The 17476-nt window shown below is 46.7% G+C and carries 14 protein-coding genes; 8 read left to right on the plus strand and 6 right to left on the minus strand.

All coding sequences use genetic code 11. The features are described from left to right. Nucleotides 1-15 precede the first annotated feature (15 nt). The 6 genes from R7Q38_RS06405 to R7Q38_RS06430 form a co-directional block, all read right to left on the minus strand. Nucleotides 16-648 carry a class I SAM-dependent DNA methyltransferase gene (locus tag R7Q38_RS06405; RefSeq protein WP_213970707.1) on the minus strand — a complete coding sequence of 211 codons (633 nt, stop codon included), beginning with the start codon at nt 646-648 and terminating at the stop codon, nt 16-18. 161 nt (nt 649-809) lie between these two features. Next, on the minus strand, nt 810-1325 hold the full coding sequence (locus R7Q38_RS06410; protein ID WP_239939000.1) for a protein disulfide oxidoreductase: 516 nt from the start codon (nt 1323-1325) through the stop codon (nt 810-812). Continuing rightward, nucleotides 1322-3433, minus strand: coding sequence for a protein-disulfide reductase DsbD family protein (locus tag R7Q38_RS06415; protein ID WP_171345891.1), 2112 nt, complete (start codon nt 3431-3433; stop codon nt 1322-1324). Before R7Q38_RS06415 ends, R7Q38_RS06410 begins: the two co-directional genes overlap by 4 nt. Before the next feature lie 64 nt (nt 3434-3497). Continuing rightward, complete coding sequence (locus tag R7Q38_RS06420) at nt 3498-3896, minus strand: hypothetical protein (RefSeq protein ID WP_080996681.1); 399 nt, start codon at nt 3894-3896, stop codon at nt 3498-3500. Nucleotides 3897-3998: 102 nt separating this feature from the next. Then, nucleotides 3999-4601: a response regulator transcription factor gene (locus R7Q38_RS06425; RefSeq protein ID WP_171345890.1), complete on the minus strand. Its 603-nt coding sequence runs from the start codon at nt 4599-4601 to the stop codon at nt 3999-4001. Nucleotides 4602-4626: 25 nt separating this feature from the next. After that, the gene (locus R7Q38_RS06430) at nt 4627-6459 is read right to left on the minus strand and encodes a PhnD/SsuA/transferrin family substrate-binding protein (RefSeq protein ID WP_239939001.1); all 1833 of its coding nucleotides are present in this window, start codon (nt 6457-6459) and stop codon (nt 4627-4629) included. 178 nt (nt 6460-6637) lie between these two features. Between R7Q38_RS06430 and dsrO the strand changes: the two genes are divergently transcribed. The 8 genes from dsrO (at nt 6638) to R7Q38_RS06470 (ending at nt 17397) form a co-directional block, all read left to right on the plus strand. Continuing rightward, nucleotides 6638-7405 (plus strand): sulfate reduction electron transfer complex DsrMKJOP subunit DsrO, encoded by a 768-nt coding sequence (gene dsrO / locus R7Q38_RS06435; protein ID WP_136976677.1) that lies wholly within the window; start codon nt 6638-6640, stop codon nt 7403-7405. Next, nucleotides 7402-8532, plus strand: a complete 1131-nt coding sequence (gene nrfD / locus R7Q38_RS06440) for an NrfD/PsrC family molybdoenzyme membrane anchor subunit (RefSeq protein WP_154205163.1) — start codon at nt 7402-7404, stop codon at nt 8530-8532. The genes dsrO and nrfD overlap by 4 nt, the downstream gene beginning before the upstream one ends. Nucleotides 8533-8549: 17 nt before the next feature. Continuing rightward, on the plus strand, nt 8550-11642 hold the full coding sequence (locus R7Q38_RS06445; RefSeq protein WP_239939004.1) for a tetrathionate reductase subunit A: 3093 nt from the start codon (nt 8550-8552) through the stop codon (nt 11640-11642). Nucleotides 11643-11919: 277 nt separating this feature from the next. After that, nucleotides 11920-12483: a c-type cytochrome gene (locus tag R7Q38_RS06450; protein ID WP_373921227.1), complete on the plus strand. Its 564-nt coding sequence runs from the start codon at nt 11920-11922 to the stop codon at nt 12481-12483. An 8-nt stretch (nt 12484-12491) separates the two neighbouring features. After that, nucleotides 12492-13544, plus strand: a complete 1053-nt coding sequence (locus R7Q38_RS06455; RefSeq protein WP_171344328.1) for a c-type cytochrome — start codon at nt 12492-12494, stop codon at nt 13542-13544. Between the two features lie 304 nt (nt 13545-13848). Continuing rightward, nucleotides 13849-15180 carry a paraquat-inducible protein A gene (locus tag R7Q38_RS06460; protein WP_005385807.1) on the plus strand — a complete coding sequence of 444 codons (1332 nt, stop codon included), beginning with the start codon at nt 13849-13851 and terminating at the stop codon, nt 15178-15180. Continuing rightward, nucleotides 15173-16819: an intermembrane transport protein PqiB gene (gene pqiB, locus R7Q38_RS06465; RefSeq protein WP_005385808.1), complete on the plus strand. Its 1647-nt coding sequence runs from the start codon at nt 15173-15175 to the stop codon at nt 16817-16819. The genes R7Q38_RS06460 and pqiB overlap by 8 nt, the downstream gene beginning before the upstream one ends. Continuing rightward, nucleotides 16819-17397, plus strand: coding sequence for a membrane integrity-associated transporter subunit PqiC (locus R7Q38_RS06470; protein ID WP_005385809.1), 579 nt, complete (start codon nt 16819-16821; stop codon nt 17395-17397). The genes pqiB and R7Q38_RS06470 overlap by 1 nt, the downstream gene beginning before the upstream one ends. The last annotated feature ends 79 nt before the right edge of the window (nt 17398-17476 follow it).

The raw sequence follows: 17476 nt of genomic DNA on the forward strand, positions 1-17476 counted from the left end.
TGTTTGTTACTTATTTCAGCGGTGTGACTTTTTCAGCTCTAGCATTAAGTATCGACACACATAACCAATACCAGATACGTAACCAATCACGTTTTCTAGTGAAACCACTTCCAACCCAGCTTGCTGACAGAGTTGCTCAACTTCACTTTCGGTATATGCCTTATGCACGACCGATCCACTATAAGTATTTCGAGGCAAATCTTGTCCATCCGGATCGTGGTATTGAAAGCTGATAAAACATCGTCCATTCGCAGTTAGCTTATGCGAAATACACTCCAAAAGTTGTTGAGGCTCTGCTAGAAACTCAGTAAAACCAAGTGCGGTGATAAGGTCGAAGGTTTGCTCAAACAAAGGGGAAAATGGCTCATCGAGGTTATGAACCGCGACGCTTTGATAGAGGTTAGTTTGGCGCGCTTTATCAACCATTTTGGACGAGATGTCTAAGCCATGGATGGCGAGTTCTGGATAGTGACTTTTTACGACATGTCCGATACTGCCAGTCGCACAGGCTAGGTCGAGAACCGAGCCTTGCTCGATGGGAAAGGTTTTTAACTTCTCAGAAATCCAACGTGGACCGACGTAGTGACTGTCATCCACCAACTTTTGATAGCGATCCGACACATCATCATACATTTTTGCTACGTTCATCGTTTCCTCCTTGATAACCAGAACGATGCTCGAATGTAGCACGCAATAAGCATCTAGACACTTATTGGTTAACTAGTTCTTTATGGTATGTGACCGACTGGTTGTTTAGGACAACAAAAAAATCCGATACTCAATATTTTGAATATCGGATTTTTATAGCGTTATCGAGCTAACCAAATTCTCGCTAGTATTCCTATCGGAGTGGTAACGCCAGTTGTGACAGAGGAAATTTCACCATTTCTTAAAACATAAATGGTTGGGGTCACGCTAATTTTCCATTCACGCATAATATCGCTTGAAGGATCGTTTATGTTTTCAAAACGATATTCTTTTGCCTGCATAAACTGCGCCACACGCTCATTTGGCCCTGATGAGCCAGAAACGCCAACTACGGCATAGTCATCACTCAGCCAGCTCACGCTTGGACTTACAAATTTACAAGCGGGACACCAAGTCGCCCAAAAATAAACAACGACAGGTTGTTCATAACTTTGCGCGATTGCATCGAAGTGTTCACCATCGCTCAATACTGAGCTCAATGGTGGTGCCTCCTGTTTAGGAATATCTTTAGTGCGATACCAATCCATCGCGATAGAAATCGCGGTGACAATGAGCACCATCTGTACGATTTGAATGAGCCAATATCGGAATGTTCTACGCCGCTTTGTCGAACTCATTGAATAGCTCCCCCACTCGCTTGCTTCACCGCACTTAAAACAACATCATCAGTCAGAATCACAGGTAACGGGATACCTTGTGGCGCTGCCGGGCCATAGACGATGTTAAACGGCACACCGTAACGCCCATGAGCTCGTAAAAAGTCAGTTACCGAGCCGTCCGGATGTGTCCAATCCCCTTTTAACGTCGCTACATTAGGGCTTTGCAGCAATGAGTAGACAGGATCTTGCCAGATCACACCGATCTTGTTCGCTTTACACGTGACACACCAATCCGCAGTGACATCCACAAACACCACTCGCCCATTATTGACGTGATCTTCAATCGCCGAGTTAGAAAGCTTCTGCCACGCTAAGTCCTCAGGAAGCGGTGTCGCCCATTGGTCGGCAGTGACACTACCAAGTAACAGGCCACCAGCTATCAACACTAATGACGCAGTTCCGGATACAGCAAGCGCTTTCTCACCATACACTTTCTTAACTCTTGCCATCATTACAACAAAAGCAGCCACAGCGATAAGTGCAATCCATAACATCGGAACATGATTTGCCATTAATGAAAGTAGCCAAACGCTGGTTGCCAACATCATTATGCCAAACACTATTTTAACGACATTCATCCACGAGCCAGGCTTTGGTAGTTTCAGCGCGATACTTGGAAACACAGCGACTAAGATCCAAGGCAGTGCCATACCCAATGCTAATGCTGTAAAAGTTGCAAATAACGTTAATACGTCGGCACCCAAGGCAAACGCCACGGCTGTTCCCAGGAAAGGCGCGGAGCAAGGCGTCGCAAGCAATGTGGCAAACATACCTTGAACATAGTGACCAACTAGGGAGTTATCACCTTTCGAGGCCAGCCATGTATTGGTACCCGATGATAGACGGATTTCAAACAGCCCCAGCATATTGGCCCCAAACAAAGTGGTGACCAACACCATAAAACCTAAGAACCAAGGGCTTTGAAATTGCACGCCCCAGCCAATGGCATTACCTGTTAGCTTGAGCACCAAAATAAAACCAGCGAGAATCCAGAACGACGTTAATATACCAAGTGACGAGGCAACAAACTGAGCGCGAATTTGACGACGCTCGATACCTTGAGCGGCAACAATACTACTTAGCTTCATCCCCAAAACCGGAAGAACGCAAGGCATAATGTTAAGAATTAAACCGCCGAGCAACGCGAATAGAAAAACACTCGTTAGAGACGTGCTCGGCAACGGTTCAACTATTGCCTCAGCAGTTGCTTGAGTGGTTTCTTCTGCTAGTAAATTGGTGTCTTTGATGGTCACAAACAGCGACTGATCATCTAACTCCACATCGCCCAGCCAAGTATCAACGATATAGCTCGCGGTGACGATGTTTCCTTCTTGATGCATTCCTTCAAGCTTGAAGCTATAGTCTCGCGTTGCTTCATCGACACCATCCACCAGCACTTGTGGTTGTTGCCAACCCTGACTGTTCTTTAGCTTGATTTGTAGTTTCGATTGGTTCGCATCCCAACTCGCCTGAGTAACATCAATAAACGGCGATGGCTGCGGCACGTTACTCACTGCTTGAGCGTAACTGAACATCACGTCTTCATCGACTTTTAGATCAGAAGGCAAGAACGTCAATTGAATTTTATAGTCGGTCAGCACACAAATCGTCGTACAAGAAGAAAGTGTCAGTACCGCATCAATCGTGACAGGTTTTGACATGTCTTCGACGTGCAGCGTCATGGGGAACAAAGTATCGCCTTTATACCCAAGAGTCTCGATACCTAATAGTTCGAATTTTTGTGGATGCGGCCATTGCCAATCCACTTTGGATAAATTTTGTGAATTTTGCCAATCAATAGATGGCGCTACGCCGCCCTCACCAGGTGAACGCCAGTAAGTTTTCCAGTCTCCGGTTAACTTGACATCCAAATAACCTGTAAGTGTTTTGGCTTGCGGATCTTGTTGACCAGTGAGCACAAAGCGCGTTTGCACTGGAGGATGTTGTGGGTTGGTTAGCCAACCTGTATCAGTAATTTGAGCTAAAACACTCAGAGAGAGCAAACTCAAAGCAAGCGTCATAAAAAACATGGACGCAAACTGAGTCAGTTTAGTAATTTGATTCATAGTGATTCCTAGTTAAAAGACAAAGGTGCTAAATAACTGACGCTAGTGGTCAGAAAGCACGCTTTTATTCTCGGAACACACAGAAAGTCAGATGGACTCGATACTTACGGCCTATCGGTTCCGTCCAATGTTGCGCACCAATATAGGCACTGCACAACCAAATTGCCGAAGCAAAAATACCCACAAACAGAACAACAATAAATACATCGAGTTGATGTTGAGAAAACTGAATTAACTTTTCAGACAATTCGCACTTGCTGGTTTCTTTAGTATCAATCGACTTGACGCTCGAACGCTCATCAGTAAGTGAAACCGCGGGCGATTCCGTCTCATATTTCATAGAGCATGACGATGCAAAACCTGAATTTTGCATCAGACACACAACCACCACCCAGCCAATAATCGCTAGTAGCCATTTTGCCCGCTTATGTGGCGTGTGATGTCGTTTAGTCAACAAACTCATAAGAATTCAGATAAAGTAAGAACGAAGAAGATAATACGCGAGTCGTCATAAAGCTCAAGTTGTATCCTCTAAATAGCCTTAAGAGGCTTCACTCGGTAAGCTTTAATCTAGCTTGCCATAAATATATGCCAACTCTGCAACGGTTTTTGCCGAGAACTTCTTCAATAGATTAGCTCGGTGTACTTCAACCGTTCGCATTGCTATGCAAAGTTCGTCAGCAATACGAATGTTGCGCTTTCCTTCAATGATCAAACGTAAAATGTCTTTTTCTCTAGGTGTGAGCGATTCATAAGCCGATTTAGCTGCTGCCATATCGAGGTTTGTGGCAGACTGCGCCTGTCCCTGCAAAATGGCTCGTGCCAGTTCATCGCCTTTGACTGGTTTTTGGAAGAAATTGACCGCCCCAGCTTGCAATGCATCGACCGCCATCGGAACATCACCATGCCCTGTCAGATAAATAACGGCTAGCGGGCTGTTGGCTTGATTTAAAATTTGGTGCACTTGCTGACCACGAAGGTTGGGCATTCGGCTATCAAGGATCACGCATCCGGCTTGATGAATGTCCACTTTATCGAGAAAAGATTGCCCATCAGCAAAAGTCGTCACGTTGAAGTCATGCTCTTCCAGCATAAAAGCGAGCGAGTCACGCACCGATTCATCATCATCGACTACAAAAACAGGTAGCTGCTTTTCACCGCTGCTCATTGAATGCTCCTATGCCTAGTTCAGATTAGTTTTGATATGGAAACACAAGCTCAACCAAACAACCATGTGGTGCTGTCGAGCTGATGACAAACTCGCCACCATGCATTTCCATCACATCGCGACAAATGGCTAACCCTAGCCCAAGCCCTTCTTCTTTGCTACTCACAAACGCTTGAGTCGGATTCTCTTGCTGCAACCCTGTACCATTGTCTAACACTCGAATAGAGAGTTGACTGATTTGGTAATCGCAATGCAGGGCAATTTTACCTTGATAACCTGATGAGTGATATTTCTCTTGGAACAAAGTACACGCATCAATCGCGTTGCTGATCACATTAACTAAAACCTGTTGTACGCCAACTGCATCGACAAGTAACGGACGAATGTTCCCTTCTGTACTGGCCACAATAGAAATGTTTTGCTTCTGCATTCTAAAATGGAGCAACTCAATCGTGTCATCAATGAGTACTTGAAGATCACACGACGTTTTGTCGACACTTCGCTTGCTAATCAACGTTCTTAATCGCTGAATAATTGCATCGGCTCTTTCAACTTGACCCTGTATTTTCTCAAGTACAGGGACAATATCTTCATGAGGGCGCTTTTTGGCCAAGCGAAGTAAACCGCCTTCACTATAATTGCGAATAGCTGCCAATGGCTGATTGAGTTCATGGGCAAGACTAGTGCCGATTTCTCCGACAATCGCGACCCTTTGTGAATGTTCTAACTGTTCACTTTTCTCTTTTAATCGTAACGATGTCTGCTCCAACGCTTGCTTACTCTTGCTAAATCGATACTCAAGCCAAAAGTGGTACGCGTTCAACACAATCACAAACATGAACAGCGCCCACGCCCATTCTTGATGACTACGCAGCCAGCGCAGTGCCTCACTCCACCAAGGTTGTTGCAACGGATGGAGATCCAACGCCTGATAAAGTTTGTCGATGCTCAGCAAGCTGACGGGGGACGTCCAACCTGATGCGCCTGCCGCAATAACCGCAGGGTGTTCAGGTGGCATCGCTAACAATTCTTGCGCAATCTGTTTGGCGAGCTGAGCAGAGCCGCGCTCTGTTTTGGCAAATGACCAGTTTGGATATAACGGCGTAGAAACAGCGCACGAAGAATGTTCATTTGGCTGTTGATTTAGGACTCGAAAATCCCCTTGCTGTAAAAGCCCTTCACTTAGCATCTGTTCCAATAAACAAGCAGGGACGACGGCCGCTTCCACATTACCATCACGTAATTGATACAGGTTGGCATCAATAGGAAAACCAAGATAGCGGACATCAGAAAAGAAATCGTTTGGATTAAGCCCCATTTTGACTATTTGATAGCGCATCGTTAGATAACCACCAAACGCTTTTTCTGATACCGCCGCAACGGGACGTCCTGAGACATCTTGCACCGTTTGATAACTTGAATTGGCTCGAACCACAAGCGCCGAACCAATGCCATAATTCGAGTTTTGTGGGGCTCTGCTGGTTAGCGTTGCCATCCACGATAGCGCGTATTGCCTACCCAATCGCACTGCCTGACCTGGGTTAGTTAAGATGAAATCCATCGTCTGAAACTTCACCGCTTCGCCCATTTCATCCAAGTTAAGGGGATGAAGAACAAAATGCACATCAGAAATTTGCTGATTGAGCCAATCAATGGTCGGTTGCCATCTCTGCTCAGCATAAAGGTGACCACGTATCGCTAACACGCCCACTTCGACTTTCTGCTTGGCCTCTGGCTGCACTGCCTTTTGCTCTTGCATTTCTTGCAGATATTCTTGTTCAGAAACTGCGCCCTGAGCCAAAGATGCAAAGGCAACTAAGCAAAGAATCCAAAGCTGAAGCCACAGTGCTTTTTTCATGATGAGTCGAATCGTTCCGTCAAGAGAGTACGACAAGAATAACAGCTACCTTCCCTAAACCACATTTGTTTTAGATCAAGTTTGATCTGGGTATGTGGAAATCCACAATATAAGCCTCGCGGTGCATTTCTCACAATGGAAGCAGTCAATTCAAATACAACACAAAAGCAGGTGAGTTATGGATTCCACCAAACGTCGCTTTCTCAGCGCAGTTACAGCCGGAGCCGCGTTAATTCCAGTCGCAGGCATTGGCACGGCAACTGCGGGAAACATTATTCGAAATAACCAGTCCGCCGACCGAAAAGGACAAGTCGGCAAGCGTTATGCCATGGTGATAGATTTGCGTAAATGTGTCGGATGCCAAGCGTGCACTGTGGGTTGCAGCATCGAGAACCAAGCGCCAATCGGTCAATTCCGAACCACCGTAAAGCAATACGAAGTTACGTTAGATGATGGCTCTACAGCCACGCGAGAAGCAAAAGCCTTTATGCTACCGCGCCTTTGTAACCACTGCGACAACCCGCCTTGCGTGGCAGTGTGTCCGGTTCAAGCAACCTTTCAGCGCGAAGATGGCATTGTCATGGTGGATAACAGTCGCTGCGTAGCGTGTGCGTATTGTGTACAAGCTTGCCCTTACGATGCTCGCTTTATCAATGAAGACACCCTCACCGCAGATAAATGTACCTTCTGTGCTCACCGTCTAGAACAAGGTCTATTGCCTGCCTGCGTGGAAACCTGTGTTGGCGGTGCACGTGTAATTGGTGATTTGAATGATCCATCAAGTGAAGTCCGCCACTTAATTGCGAAGCACCAAGACGATATCAAAGTGCTAAAACCCAATGAAGGCACCAAGCCTCACGTGTTTTACATCGGCATGGATGAACGCTTCACCAGCCACATCGACGGACAACCTGCTATTTACGACCCACAGGGAGAGCGCGCATGAACATCACCGAAGTGTTAGTCCAACCTCAAGCGATGGCTTGGCTCCCGTGGGCGGTGCAATATTTCTTCTACATCGGTTCGGCTTATGCGGCTGCTGTTTTATTCCTAATCGCCCTATTATTTGAAAAACACACCAGTCACAGACTGCGCGCTGCGCTTGTTCTGACGCTGGCCATCGGCGCCATCGTGGGGCCATTAGCGTTAACTGGCGACCTTCACCAACCGGGACGCGCATGGCATTTTTACGCACACATCACTCCGTGGTCATGGATGTCTTTAGGGTCGCTTTTCTTGCCTGTTTTCTCAGGTTTAGCGGTAGTGACTGCATGGCTGTATCTCCGCGAGGATCTGATCAACTTACGTAATCAGCCAGGGAAAGTACTGCCTCTAATTTCAAAGCTGTCACTGGGTGACTGGGCGCTCTCTCGTAGAGTCATGCTTATGGTATCTGTTATCACGGTGCTATCAGGCATCACCATTGCAGTCTACACAGGCGCTGAAATTGCAGTCGTTAAATCGCGCTCTTTATGGCACCAACCCGCGTCGCCGGTTCTTTGGTTTGTCACTGCGTTTATGAGCGCGGTCGGATTTTCTCTGTTGATTTGGCTCTTGCTGCCTAGTCAGTCAAAGACGCTGACATCTGGCGATACTAATTTACTTAAAAAATCAGTGGTTACCAGCGGTGTATTAACGCTGATACTGCTACCGATTTGGGCATCCAACAATTCCGCATTTTCGCTCTATTCTAGCGAACAATGGATGCACAACATTGCCCTGCTCACTTTTGTCGTTTTAGGTTGTGTTTTGCTCGCTTTCATCTTCTTGCGCGATACCAAAAAGTCCGCATCAGCCAGATTTCGTCACGTCATAGGGCTCAGTTTTGTGTCTGCTGCCGCACTGGCAAGTGCATGGCTGATTCGCTGGTTTACCATCATGGAAGTGCAAACCATCGCCAAGTTCGATGCAGGGCTGTATCCATACCAACTCACTATGGATGGAAATGGCTGGATAGGCATTATCGGCATGCTCGGATTATGGCTTGCACTGGCACTGCTCGGTTCGGAGCTGGTTCAGCCAAAACAAAAGATCGAAGTAAAAGCCTCATCACTCACCTTAACTGAACGCTAATCAAAGAGGATTTCATCATGGATAACAAACGCCGTCAGTTTTTGAAATCAGGCATTGCAGTGGGTGGGCTTGGCGCATTCGCTGCGGGTTACGCCACCACCACCAAACACATGGTCGAGGGTGCGCTCGAAGGCACTGCGGGAGAAAAAACGCGTGATATTCACCACGGTAACTCGCTTGAACCAGAGTACACGGTCAACAGCAAAGGCAACCTAATCCCTAATCCAAATCAGCGCGTTGCGCCATCGATGTGCTTTGGTTGTTGGTCACTGTGCGGATTGCGTGTACGCATTGATAACCGCAACGACGAGATTTTGCGTATTACTGGCAACCCATATCACCCACTCTCTCATCAGCAACACATTCCGTTCGAAACGCCAGTCAAAGATGCTTATTTAAGTTTGGCAGGAGAAGCGGGCCTTGACGGTCGTTCAACAGCATGCGCACGTGGCAATGGGATGCTAGAAATTCGCAACAGCCCGTACCGCATTACTCAGCCACTGAAACGAGTTGGAAAACGCGGCGAAGGAAAATGGATTCCGATCAGCTACGAGCAATTGATAGAAGAAATCGTAGAAGGTGGTGATTTATTTGGTGAAGGCCATGTTGATGGCTTACGCGACATTCACGATTTAACAACGCCCGTAGATCCTGAAAACCCAGAATATGGACCGAAAGCCAACCAATTGTTAATGACCAACGCCGGTAACGAAGGCCGAGACGACATATTCAAACGCTTCGCGTTCAACAGCTATGGTACACGTAACTTTGGGCATCACGGCTCTTACTGCGGCTACGCATTTCGTGCTGGCAGCGGCGCATTTATGAACGACTTAGATAAGAACGCACACTTAAAGCCAGATTTTGATAATGCGGAATACATCATCTTCATCGGTATGTCGCCTGCGCAAGCTGGCAACCCTTTTAAGCGTCAGGCGCGCCAACTCGCCAATGCGCGAACAGAAGGTAGCTTGGAATACTCCATCATCACGCCAAGTTTGCCTGCGGGTTCATCGAGCTTGGCTGCCGGTGACAACAACCGCTGGATACCAATCAAACCGGGCACCGACTCTGCCCTCGTGCTTGGTATGATCCAGTGGATCATCGAAAACCAACGATACAACAAAACCTTCTTGGCGCAGCCGGGGGCAAACGCGATGAAGCGAGCCGGCACCGCGCACTGGTGTAATGCTACGCATCTCGTGATAAGCGATAATCAGCACCCGAGAAACGGCACGTTTTTACGCGCGTCGGACTTGAATCTGCCATTCGAGGGCGAAGCGTTGTCTGACTCCGACCCGTACGTCATCGTGGATGAGCAAAGCGGCGAATTTGGTGTTCATACCCAAGCTGAGGAAGCGGCACTGTTTGTCGATAAAACGGTTTCGCTTGCATCGGGCGAAGTGCGCGTAAAATCGTCTCTACATAGACTCAAAGAAGAGGCGTTCAAATACAGCCTTGCGTTCTACAGCCAACAATGTGAAATCCCTGTCGAACAAATTGTTGAACTAGCAAAGCGCTTCACCAGTCACGGAACAAAAGCGGTGGTCGATACCCACGGTGGCAACATGCACACCAATGGGTTCTATAACTCGTTTACCATCATGATGCTCAATGCGTTGATTGGTAACATAAATATGAAAGGCGGCGCGATGGCCAAAGCGGGTGGCTACCCAACTTCCGCTGCGGGTCCTCGTTACGACTTCACCAAATTTGCTGGCAAAGTCGGCCCGAAAGGCGTCTTTTTGTCGCGCAGTAAATTCCCCTACCACAAAACCAGCGAATACAAACGTCGCGTTGAGGCAGGTGAATCACCTTACCCAACTCGCGCCCCTTGGTATCCGTTTGCCGCGCCACTGCTGACAGAGCACCTATCTGCGGCTATTGATGGGTATCCATACCGCGTTAAAGCGTGGATCAATCACATGGCGAACCCAATGTATGGTGTACCCGGCTTGAAAGCGCTGCTGGAAGACAAGCTTAAAGATCCAAAGCAGCTCGGTTTGATTGTGTCTGTTGATGCGTTCATTAACGAAACCACCGCATTGTCGGATTATATTGTGCCGGACACGGTCACCTACGAAAGCTGGGGTATGGCAACGCCTTGGCACGACGTTCCGGTGAAAACCATCACCGCTCGCTGGCCGATTGTGGAAGCGCGAACAGAGAAAACCGCCGATGGTCGTTCAATTTGCTTAGAAAACTTTTTGATTGATGTCGCCAAGAAAATGCAACTAGGCGGCTTTGGTGACAACGCGATTCAAGATGCGCAAGGGAATTGGCACGCTCTCCACAGCGCTGAAGATTTCTACTTACGTTCCGCGGCAAACTTGGCTTATGTGAAAGGCGGGGTGCCTGAAGTTTCGGCAGAAGACATTGCGTGGTCCGGCCTAGAGCGTTTAATGCCAGCCATGCAGAAGACGCTGACAGCGGATGAGATGAAACGTGTGGCGTTTATTTTTGCTCGCGGTGGACGTTTTGAAAATGCAACCGAAGCGTATCAAGGTGAGCAAATGAAGCACAAATGGACACGACCTGTCGCGATATGGAATGAACGTGTCGGCAGCGCAAGAAACACCATGACCGGTGATTTCTACACGGGTTGCCCAACATGGCATCCACAAAAACTGGCCGATGGCACACCAATGGAAGACCAGTTCCCAAGCTCAGAATGGCCTTTCAGCCTGACGAACTTTAAATCCAACATTCACAGTGCGGTATCCAATCTATCGCCAAGGTTGAACTCGATTAAAGGCGTAAACCCAGTGTACATCCATCCAATCGATGCCGAGCGCGCAGGCATTAAAACGGGTGATGAGTTTGTTATCGAGACGCCATCTGCAAGCACCAAAGCACTTGCGATGATAGTCAGCGGGATTCGCCCTAGCACACTCGGATTTGAACATGGGTTTGGTCATACCGAGCTAGGACAACGCTCGCACTGGATCGGCGATAAACAACAACCCGTAAAAACGCGCAGCCAAGATGGCGTCAACATTAACGACATTGGCTTAATTGATCCTACCCGAGAAGGTAAAGGTGTATTGTTGGATTGGGTAGTGGGCGCGGCGGCACGTCAGTCCCTGCCGGCCAAAATCCGCAAAGCGTAACGCCGCACGTTAAGACGTCTCTACCACTTAGAGCTGCCGATTTGTGCAGCTCTTCACCACTTTGTTTTTATCGCTTATAGAACAACCAATAAAAACAAATACGGCCATTTACACTTATTAAATATGTGGAAATCCACAATACCTTTCATTATTGACAAGGCCGACAATATCGTCCAAGTGACTACCAAGTAGCACTTAGACATATTAATAAAAATTAAAGTGAGTCAGCATGTCAAAAATTCTTCCAGTGGTGGTGGCCTGTTTGTTAGCAACCACTATGGGCGCAAGCGCCTCGTCTATTCCGGAAAAAGCCAGCGTATGTAGCGGTTGTCACGGCCAAGATGGCATGGGACAGCCAAATATCGCGCCGATGATCGCTGGTTTAAACGCGAATTATCTCAACACTCAAATCGAACTATTCCTTAGTGGCGAACGCCAAAATGTGGTCATGCAAGGCATGGCGAAGGAACTCAGCGATCCCGCAGACCGTAAGGAAGTTATGGAGTACTTTGCTAACCTCCCGAGCTATGGGTTCACGAATCCAGAACAACGCGGCGACCAAGCTGATATTCGTAACCCGTATCGTAAGTTAATTTTCCAAGGCGATTGGGATAGAAACATTCCAGCTTGCGCAACTTGTCATGGAGCCAGCGGTATGGGCGTCGACAAGTTCCCTCGCCTCGCAAGCCAACATGCTGATTACTTAAAAACGCAATTGATGGCATGGAAAAACGGCACTCGCAGTGGTGACCCGCTCAATATGATGGGGACCATCGCAAAAAATCTCACTGACAAAGAGATCGAAAATCTTGCTTACTACTTTGCCTCATTACGTTACTAGGAGCAGTCATGAAACGTTTCTATTCTTTGTTCGCACTGCCTTTCATTTCTACGCTCGTATTAGCTAACGATCTGTTACCGGACCGCCAGAAAGAGCTACCTGCGATAGAAAAAGAAAAGCACGGTGAATACTTAAAACCGCGTGATCTCAGCACAATCCCAAACACCGCATTTGGTGAGCAAGTAAAACGCGGTTACTCGCTCTTTGTTAACTCACAACAAATGCGCGGAAAATACGTTGGCAACGAACAAAACTGTGTGAACTGCCATATGGAGGCAGGACGAAAAGCAAACGCTGCGCCACTGTGGGCAGCTTACATGGCATACCCGGCATATCGTAAGAAAAACGATCGCGTAAACAGCTATGCTGACCGTATCCAAGGTTGTTTCGAGTATTCCATGAACGGTAAAGCGCCCGCTTACGATTCGACAGAAATTGTTGCCCTTAGTGCTTACGCCTACTGGTTAGCGATGGGCGGCTTGCTTGACAAACATGGTATGGCGGATGAACCCATTCCAGAGCTAGACGCAAAAGCGTTGCAAATTGGTGGAAAAGCAAAAGACTTTCCGTTGCCCGAAGCCATCGCACAAGCATTACCAGTTGAAAAGCGAGGTAATCTCTCTGGGCGTGGCTACCCAAAAATCGCCGCCCCTGAGCAAGAACCATCAATAGAGCGAGGCGCATTGGTCTACGAAAAGAGCTGTGAAACTTGCCATCGCGCCGACGGTTCAGGCATCAAAGACACCAACGACCATTCATACATTCCACCACTTTGGGGCGAATATGCGTATAACTGGGGCGCAGGCATGCACCGGATTAACACTGCAGCCTATTTTATTTACGAAAACATGCCGCTTGGGAAAAGTGTGCAGCTGACAGAGCAAGAAGCTTGGGATGTCGCAGCATACGTCAACAGCCATGAGCGTCCACAAGATCCTCGATTCAAAGGCAATGTCACCGCAAACGCGGAGAAATATCACCAGCACCAAGGCTATTACGGCAAAACGCTCAACGGTACGCAAGTCGGCTCCAATGCCTTTAAGAGCGGAACGGTCAAGTAAAGTACAACTAAGCACCTTAAATAAAATGCTCTTTTTCCCTGCTCAGATTATCTGGGCAGGGTTACTTACCCTTAAAAACAAGTAATTACCCCCTCCAATAAACCAAGCAACATCATATTACTTTCGGCTTCCAACATACTCATCTTCGCCGTAAAATCTTGTACCAAACGCGACTTCGTTTATGTCTTAGATCTCCCATATGCTCTAATGCCAAAAGTAAGAAACTCGTAAACTCCTGAATCAAAACAAGCGTGCCCAGTGAAAAAAGAGTATTCTTAAAGCAAATGAATCTAAAACCTACCCGATGAGTATTCAACCTAATTCCCGTCAGTTAATTTCATGCGAAGAGTGCGGCCTTGTTGTTCGCATTCCCGATATCGAACAGGGGCAAAAAGCACAATGTCCTCGATGTTCGCATTCGCTGACTAAAGTGAATGCCAAGCCTTACCAAAGCGTGATCGCCATATCATCGGCATGTTTGATCATGTTAGTGCTAAGCATTTCTTTCCCTTTTATGTCGTTCAGCGTGCAAGGGTTGTCGCAAGAAATCACCTTGTTGCACGCTGCCAAAATGCTGGCTGAGTTTCAAAATGTGCTTTTGGGTGTGCTGCTACTCGCAACAGTTATCGTTTTGCCTGCAATCTATGTTGGTCTCATTCTCTTTCTTCACCTTGAAGCATTAAAAGCACGTAAACATACCCCCTCTAGAAAGCAGCAACGAATGGCAAAAGTTTTATGCCGTCTTCTGTTTCGAGTCGAACCCTGGTTAATGGTGGATGTCTTTTTGATTGGCGTGTTGGTCAGCTTAATTAAAATCGCTTCCCTCGCAGACATAGGAATGGGCACTTCATTCTGGGCGTTTTGTGTATATACCGTTCTGGTAGTCAAATGCATATCAATGGTCGACAAAAGCTGGCTCTGGGGGCACTTTATTCCAGCTATCGAGCTATCTGATGTAAAAGAGGGTGATACGCACCATAACCACAACCATATTGGTTGTCATACGTGTCACCAGCTCAACCCTATTGAAGCTAAAAAACACCAACACTGCATTCGTTGTAAAAGCCCTATTCACAAATACAACCCCGCAGACAACTTACAAAAAGCTTGGGCGCTTTTGTTTGCTTCAGTCATTTTCTATATCCCTGCAAACCTCTACCCTATGATGTACACCGTAAGTCTTGGACATGCAGAAGGTTCAACTATCATGGAGGGGGTAATATTGCTTTGGCATTTAGGTTCTTACCCTATTGCGATGGTAATTTTCTTTGCTAGCGTATTTATTCCAATGGCGAAAATGCTGGCACTCGCGTGGCTGTATTACAATGCGCAAAAAGCGCGATATCTTCCGCACGAAGAGAGTATTTCACGCTTAAAGATCTACCGTATAACTGAGTTTATTGGCCGTTGGTCCATGATCGATATCTTCGTCGTCGCGATCTTAGTTGCACTGGTTCAACTGCAAAACTTAATGGCGATTTATCCAGGTCCTGCTGCGCTCTCTTTCGCGGCAGTGGTCATTTTTACTATGCTTTCTGCAATGATATTTGACTCACGTTTGTTGTGGCAATTGCCACAAAACGAAGTGCAGGAGCCGATTTCTGACAACTTAAACGAGAAAGCCAAATATGAGTGATGAGAACAACGTAACCGCTCAAATAAAACCGCAAAAGCAGATTTCTGCGATATGGATTGTCCCGATCCTTGCGCTAGCCATGGGAGCGTGGATGCTGTTCCAATATATCAACAGTACAGGCCCACAAATTACTCTCCAACTGCCAACCGCAGATGGGATTGAGGTTGGCAAAACCGAAATCCGAGCATTGAATGTAAAAGTCGGACTGATTACTGAAGTCACTCTCAGTGAAAATTACGATCACATCATCGCTAAGGCACAAATGAACAAGGATGCAGAACGCATGTTGCGAGATGACACCATGTTTTGGGTGGTGAAGCCTCGTATTGGCCGTGATGGCGTTTCAGGTTTAGAAACCTTGCTCTCTGGCGCTTATATCCAACTTCAGCCGGGTAAATCTAAAATAGAGAAAGAGCGCTTTACGGTCTTAGATGTTCCCCCAGTCGCCTCTCCTGATGCAGAGGGGTTACGCCTTGTGTTAACACACCGCGAGGCTGGTAAGCTAGGCGTTGGTGACCCCGTCATTTATAAAGGCTTTACGGTTGGTCGCGTAGAGAAAACCAGCTTTGATGTTGACACTCGCAAAGCGTTATACCAACTCTTTATTTTCAAGCCTTATGACAGCTTAGTGCGCACTCGTACCAAGTTCTGGCTGAATTCTGGCGTAGATTTACAGCTCAATGCTGAAGGGTTCGAAGTCAAGTTTGGCTCATTAGAGAGCATGCTAACGGGTGGTGTTACCTTCGATACCGTTCCAGGTCTTGAATCCGGTGAACAGCTCACTGAAAATATGGTCAACTTCCGCTTGTACGATGATATTAAACAACTTCGAGAAGGTATGTACGATGATTATATTGAATTCGTTATGCTTTTTGATGAATCGGTACGAGGACTTAAACGTAAGGCACCTGTCGAATATCGAGGCTTGAGAATTGGTACTGTGATGCGTGTACCAATGCGACTTCCAACCCCAGAAGAGAACTTTTCTGCGAAAAAAATTCCTGTATTGGTACGTATCGAGCTCGGCCGTGTTTATGGCGATTTCCAATCCCAATCTTTACCAATGTTAAAAGATAAATTGAAGAATGAGTTTGCTAAAGGCCTACGTGGTACTTTAAAAACAGGTAACTTATTAACAGGCGCACTATATGTTGACGCCGACTTCTATCCAAATGACGAGCCTTACGTACCGAGTAAGTTTGCTGATTTAGATGTTTTCCCAACCATGCGTGGTGGTTTTGCGCAGGTTCAGCGCCAAGTGAACGACTTCCTAAATAAGATTAATAACTTACCAATGGAAGAAACACTAGACTCTCTCAATTCAACGTTAAAAACGTCTGAAAAAACGTTAGCTTCAGCAGAACGCGTGGCGGACAGTATTGATAAACTTTTGAATCAAAAAGAAACGCAAGAGATTCCAACAGATATTCGCCAAAGCTTACAGCAATTACAAAAAACACTCGATGGTTATGGGCCCAACTCAACCATGTACAGCGAAATGGAAGCCACGCTAAAAGAATTAGAAAGCGTGATGACAGAGTTTAAACCCGTACTTAAACAGCTAAACGAAAAGCCAAACTCTCTTGTGTTTGGAGAAGATGAAATCAGTGACCCAATACCAGTTAAAGGCCAAAACTAATGAAACGAGTATTCTTTCTGTCTATCGCGCTATTTGTCGGTCTAACGGGTTGCAGTAGCGCTCCGCAAACTAAAGGAGCTATGTACCTTCTACCTAAGGTGGAACCAGTGACGCTGAGCTCTTCTGATATCGCTCAGCGCCCAACTTTAGTTGTTCGTCCAGTGACATTGGCGAGTTATTTGAATGATAGTGGCATTGTTTATCGAACCTCTGAGACCCAAGTTATTCAGGCGAAACACAATCAATGGGCGCACAGTATTTCTGAGCAAATCACTCAGAGAGTCGTCGCGGAGCTGCGTCACAAGCAAAGTCATTACTGGCCGGCTGAAATGAATAATCTGTTGGATCAAAGCAGTGAAGCCAAACTACAGCTTACGTTAAATAAATTTAATGGCAGCTACAAAGGTAATATCGAAATTGAGGGAGAATGGTTACTCATTAATGCCGAAGGTAAGGTCGAAAACAGTGCGCCAATACAAATCTCAAAGCCGCTTCAAGATGAAGGCTATGAAGCGCTCGTCAACGCTTTATCCATAGGCTTAGAAAGCCTAACCTCAGACATTGCCAAACAACTCTAAGTCAATGTTAATTACAGGGAAGCAAGTTGCTTCCCTTTTTTATGCAGAGTGTAGCGACTTCTACTAAGCTGAAAGCTGA

Origin of the sequence: Vibrio sp. Vb0598, from assembly GCF_033338935.1 — a bacterium.
Lineage (GTDB): Bacteria > Pseudomonadota > Gammaproteobacteria > Enterobacterales > Vibrionaceae > Vibrio > Vibrio alginolyticus.

Excerpts from the sequence above, each read along its gene's own strand:
- pqiB (WP_005385808.1), top strand. The coding sequence starts at position 15,173 with ATGAGTGATGAGAACAACGTAACCGCTCAAATAAAACCGCAAAAGCAG.
- nrfD (WP_154205163.1), top strand. The coding sequence starts at position 7,402 with ATGAACATCACCGAAGTGTTAGTCCAACCTCAAGCGATGGCTTGGCTC.
- R7Q38_RS06450 (WP_373921227.1), top strand. The coding sequence starts at position 11,920 with ATGGGCGCAAGCGCCTCGTCTATTCCGGAAAAAGCCAGCGTATGTAGC.
- R7Q38_RS06415 (WP_171345891.1), bottom strand. The coding sequence starts at position 3,433 with ATGAATCAAATTACTAAACTGACTCAGTTTGCGTCCATGTTTTTTATG.
- R7Q38_RS06410 (WP_239939000.1), bottom strand. The coding sequence starts at position 1,325 with ATGAGTTCGACAAAGCGGCGTAGAACATTCCGATATTGGCTCATTCAA.
- dsrO (WP_136976677.1), top strand. The coding sequence starts at position 6,638 with ATGGATTCCACCAAACGTCGCTTTCTCAGCGCAGTTACAGCCGGAGCC.
- R7Q38_RS06470 (WP_005385809.1), top strand. The coding sequence starts at position 16,819 with ATGAAACGAGTATTCTTTCTGTCTATCGCGCTATTTGTCGGTCTAACG.
- R7Q38_RS06460 (WP_005385807.1), top strand. The coding sequence starts at position 13,849 with ATGAGTATTCAACCTAATTCCCGTCAGTTAATTTCATGCGAAGAGTGC.
- R7Q38_RS06445 (WP_239939004.1), top strand. The coding sequence starts at position 8,550 with ATGGATAACAAACGCCGTCAGTTTTTGAAATCAGGCATTGCAGTGGGT.
- R7Q38_RS06455 (WP_171344328.1), top strand. The coding sequence starts at position 12,492 with ATGAAACGTTTCTATTCTTTGTTCGCACTGCCTTTCATTTCTACGCTC.
- R7Q38_RS06425 (WP_171345890.1), bottom strand. The coding sequence starts at position 4,601 with ATGAGCAGCGGTGAAAAGCAGCTACCTGTTTTTGTAGTCGATGATGAT.
- R7Q38_RS06405 (WP_213970707.1), bottom strand. The coding sequence starts at position 648 with ATGAACGTAGCAAAAATGTATGATGATGTGTCGGATCGCTATCAAAAG.
- R7Q38_RS06430 (WP_239939001.1), bottom strand. The coding sequence starts at position 6,459 with ATGAAAAAAGCACTGTGGCTTCAGCTTTGGATTCTTTGCTTAGTTGCC.
- R7Q38_RS06420 (WP_080996681.1), bottom strand. The coding sequence starts at position 3,896 with ATGAGTTTGTTGACTAAACGACATCACACGCCACATAAGCGGGCAAAA.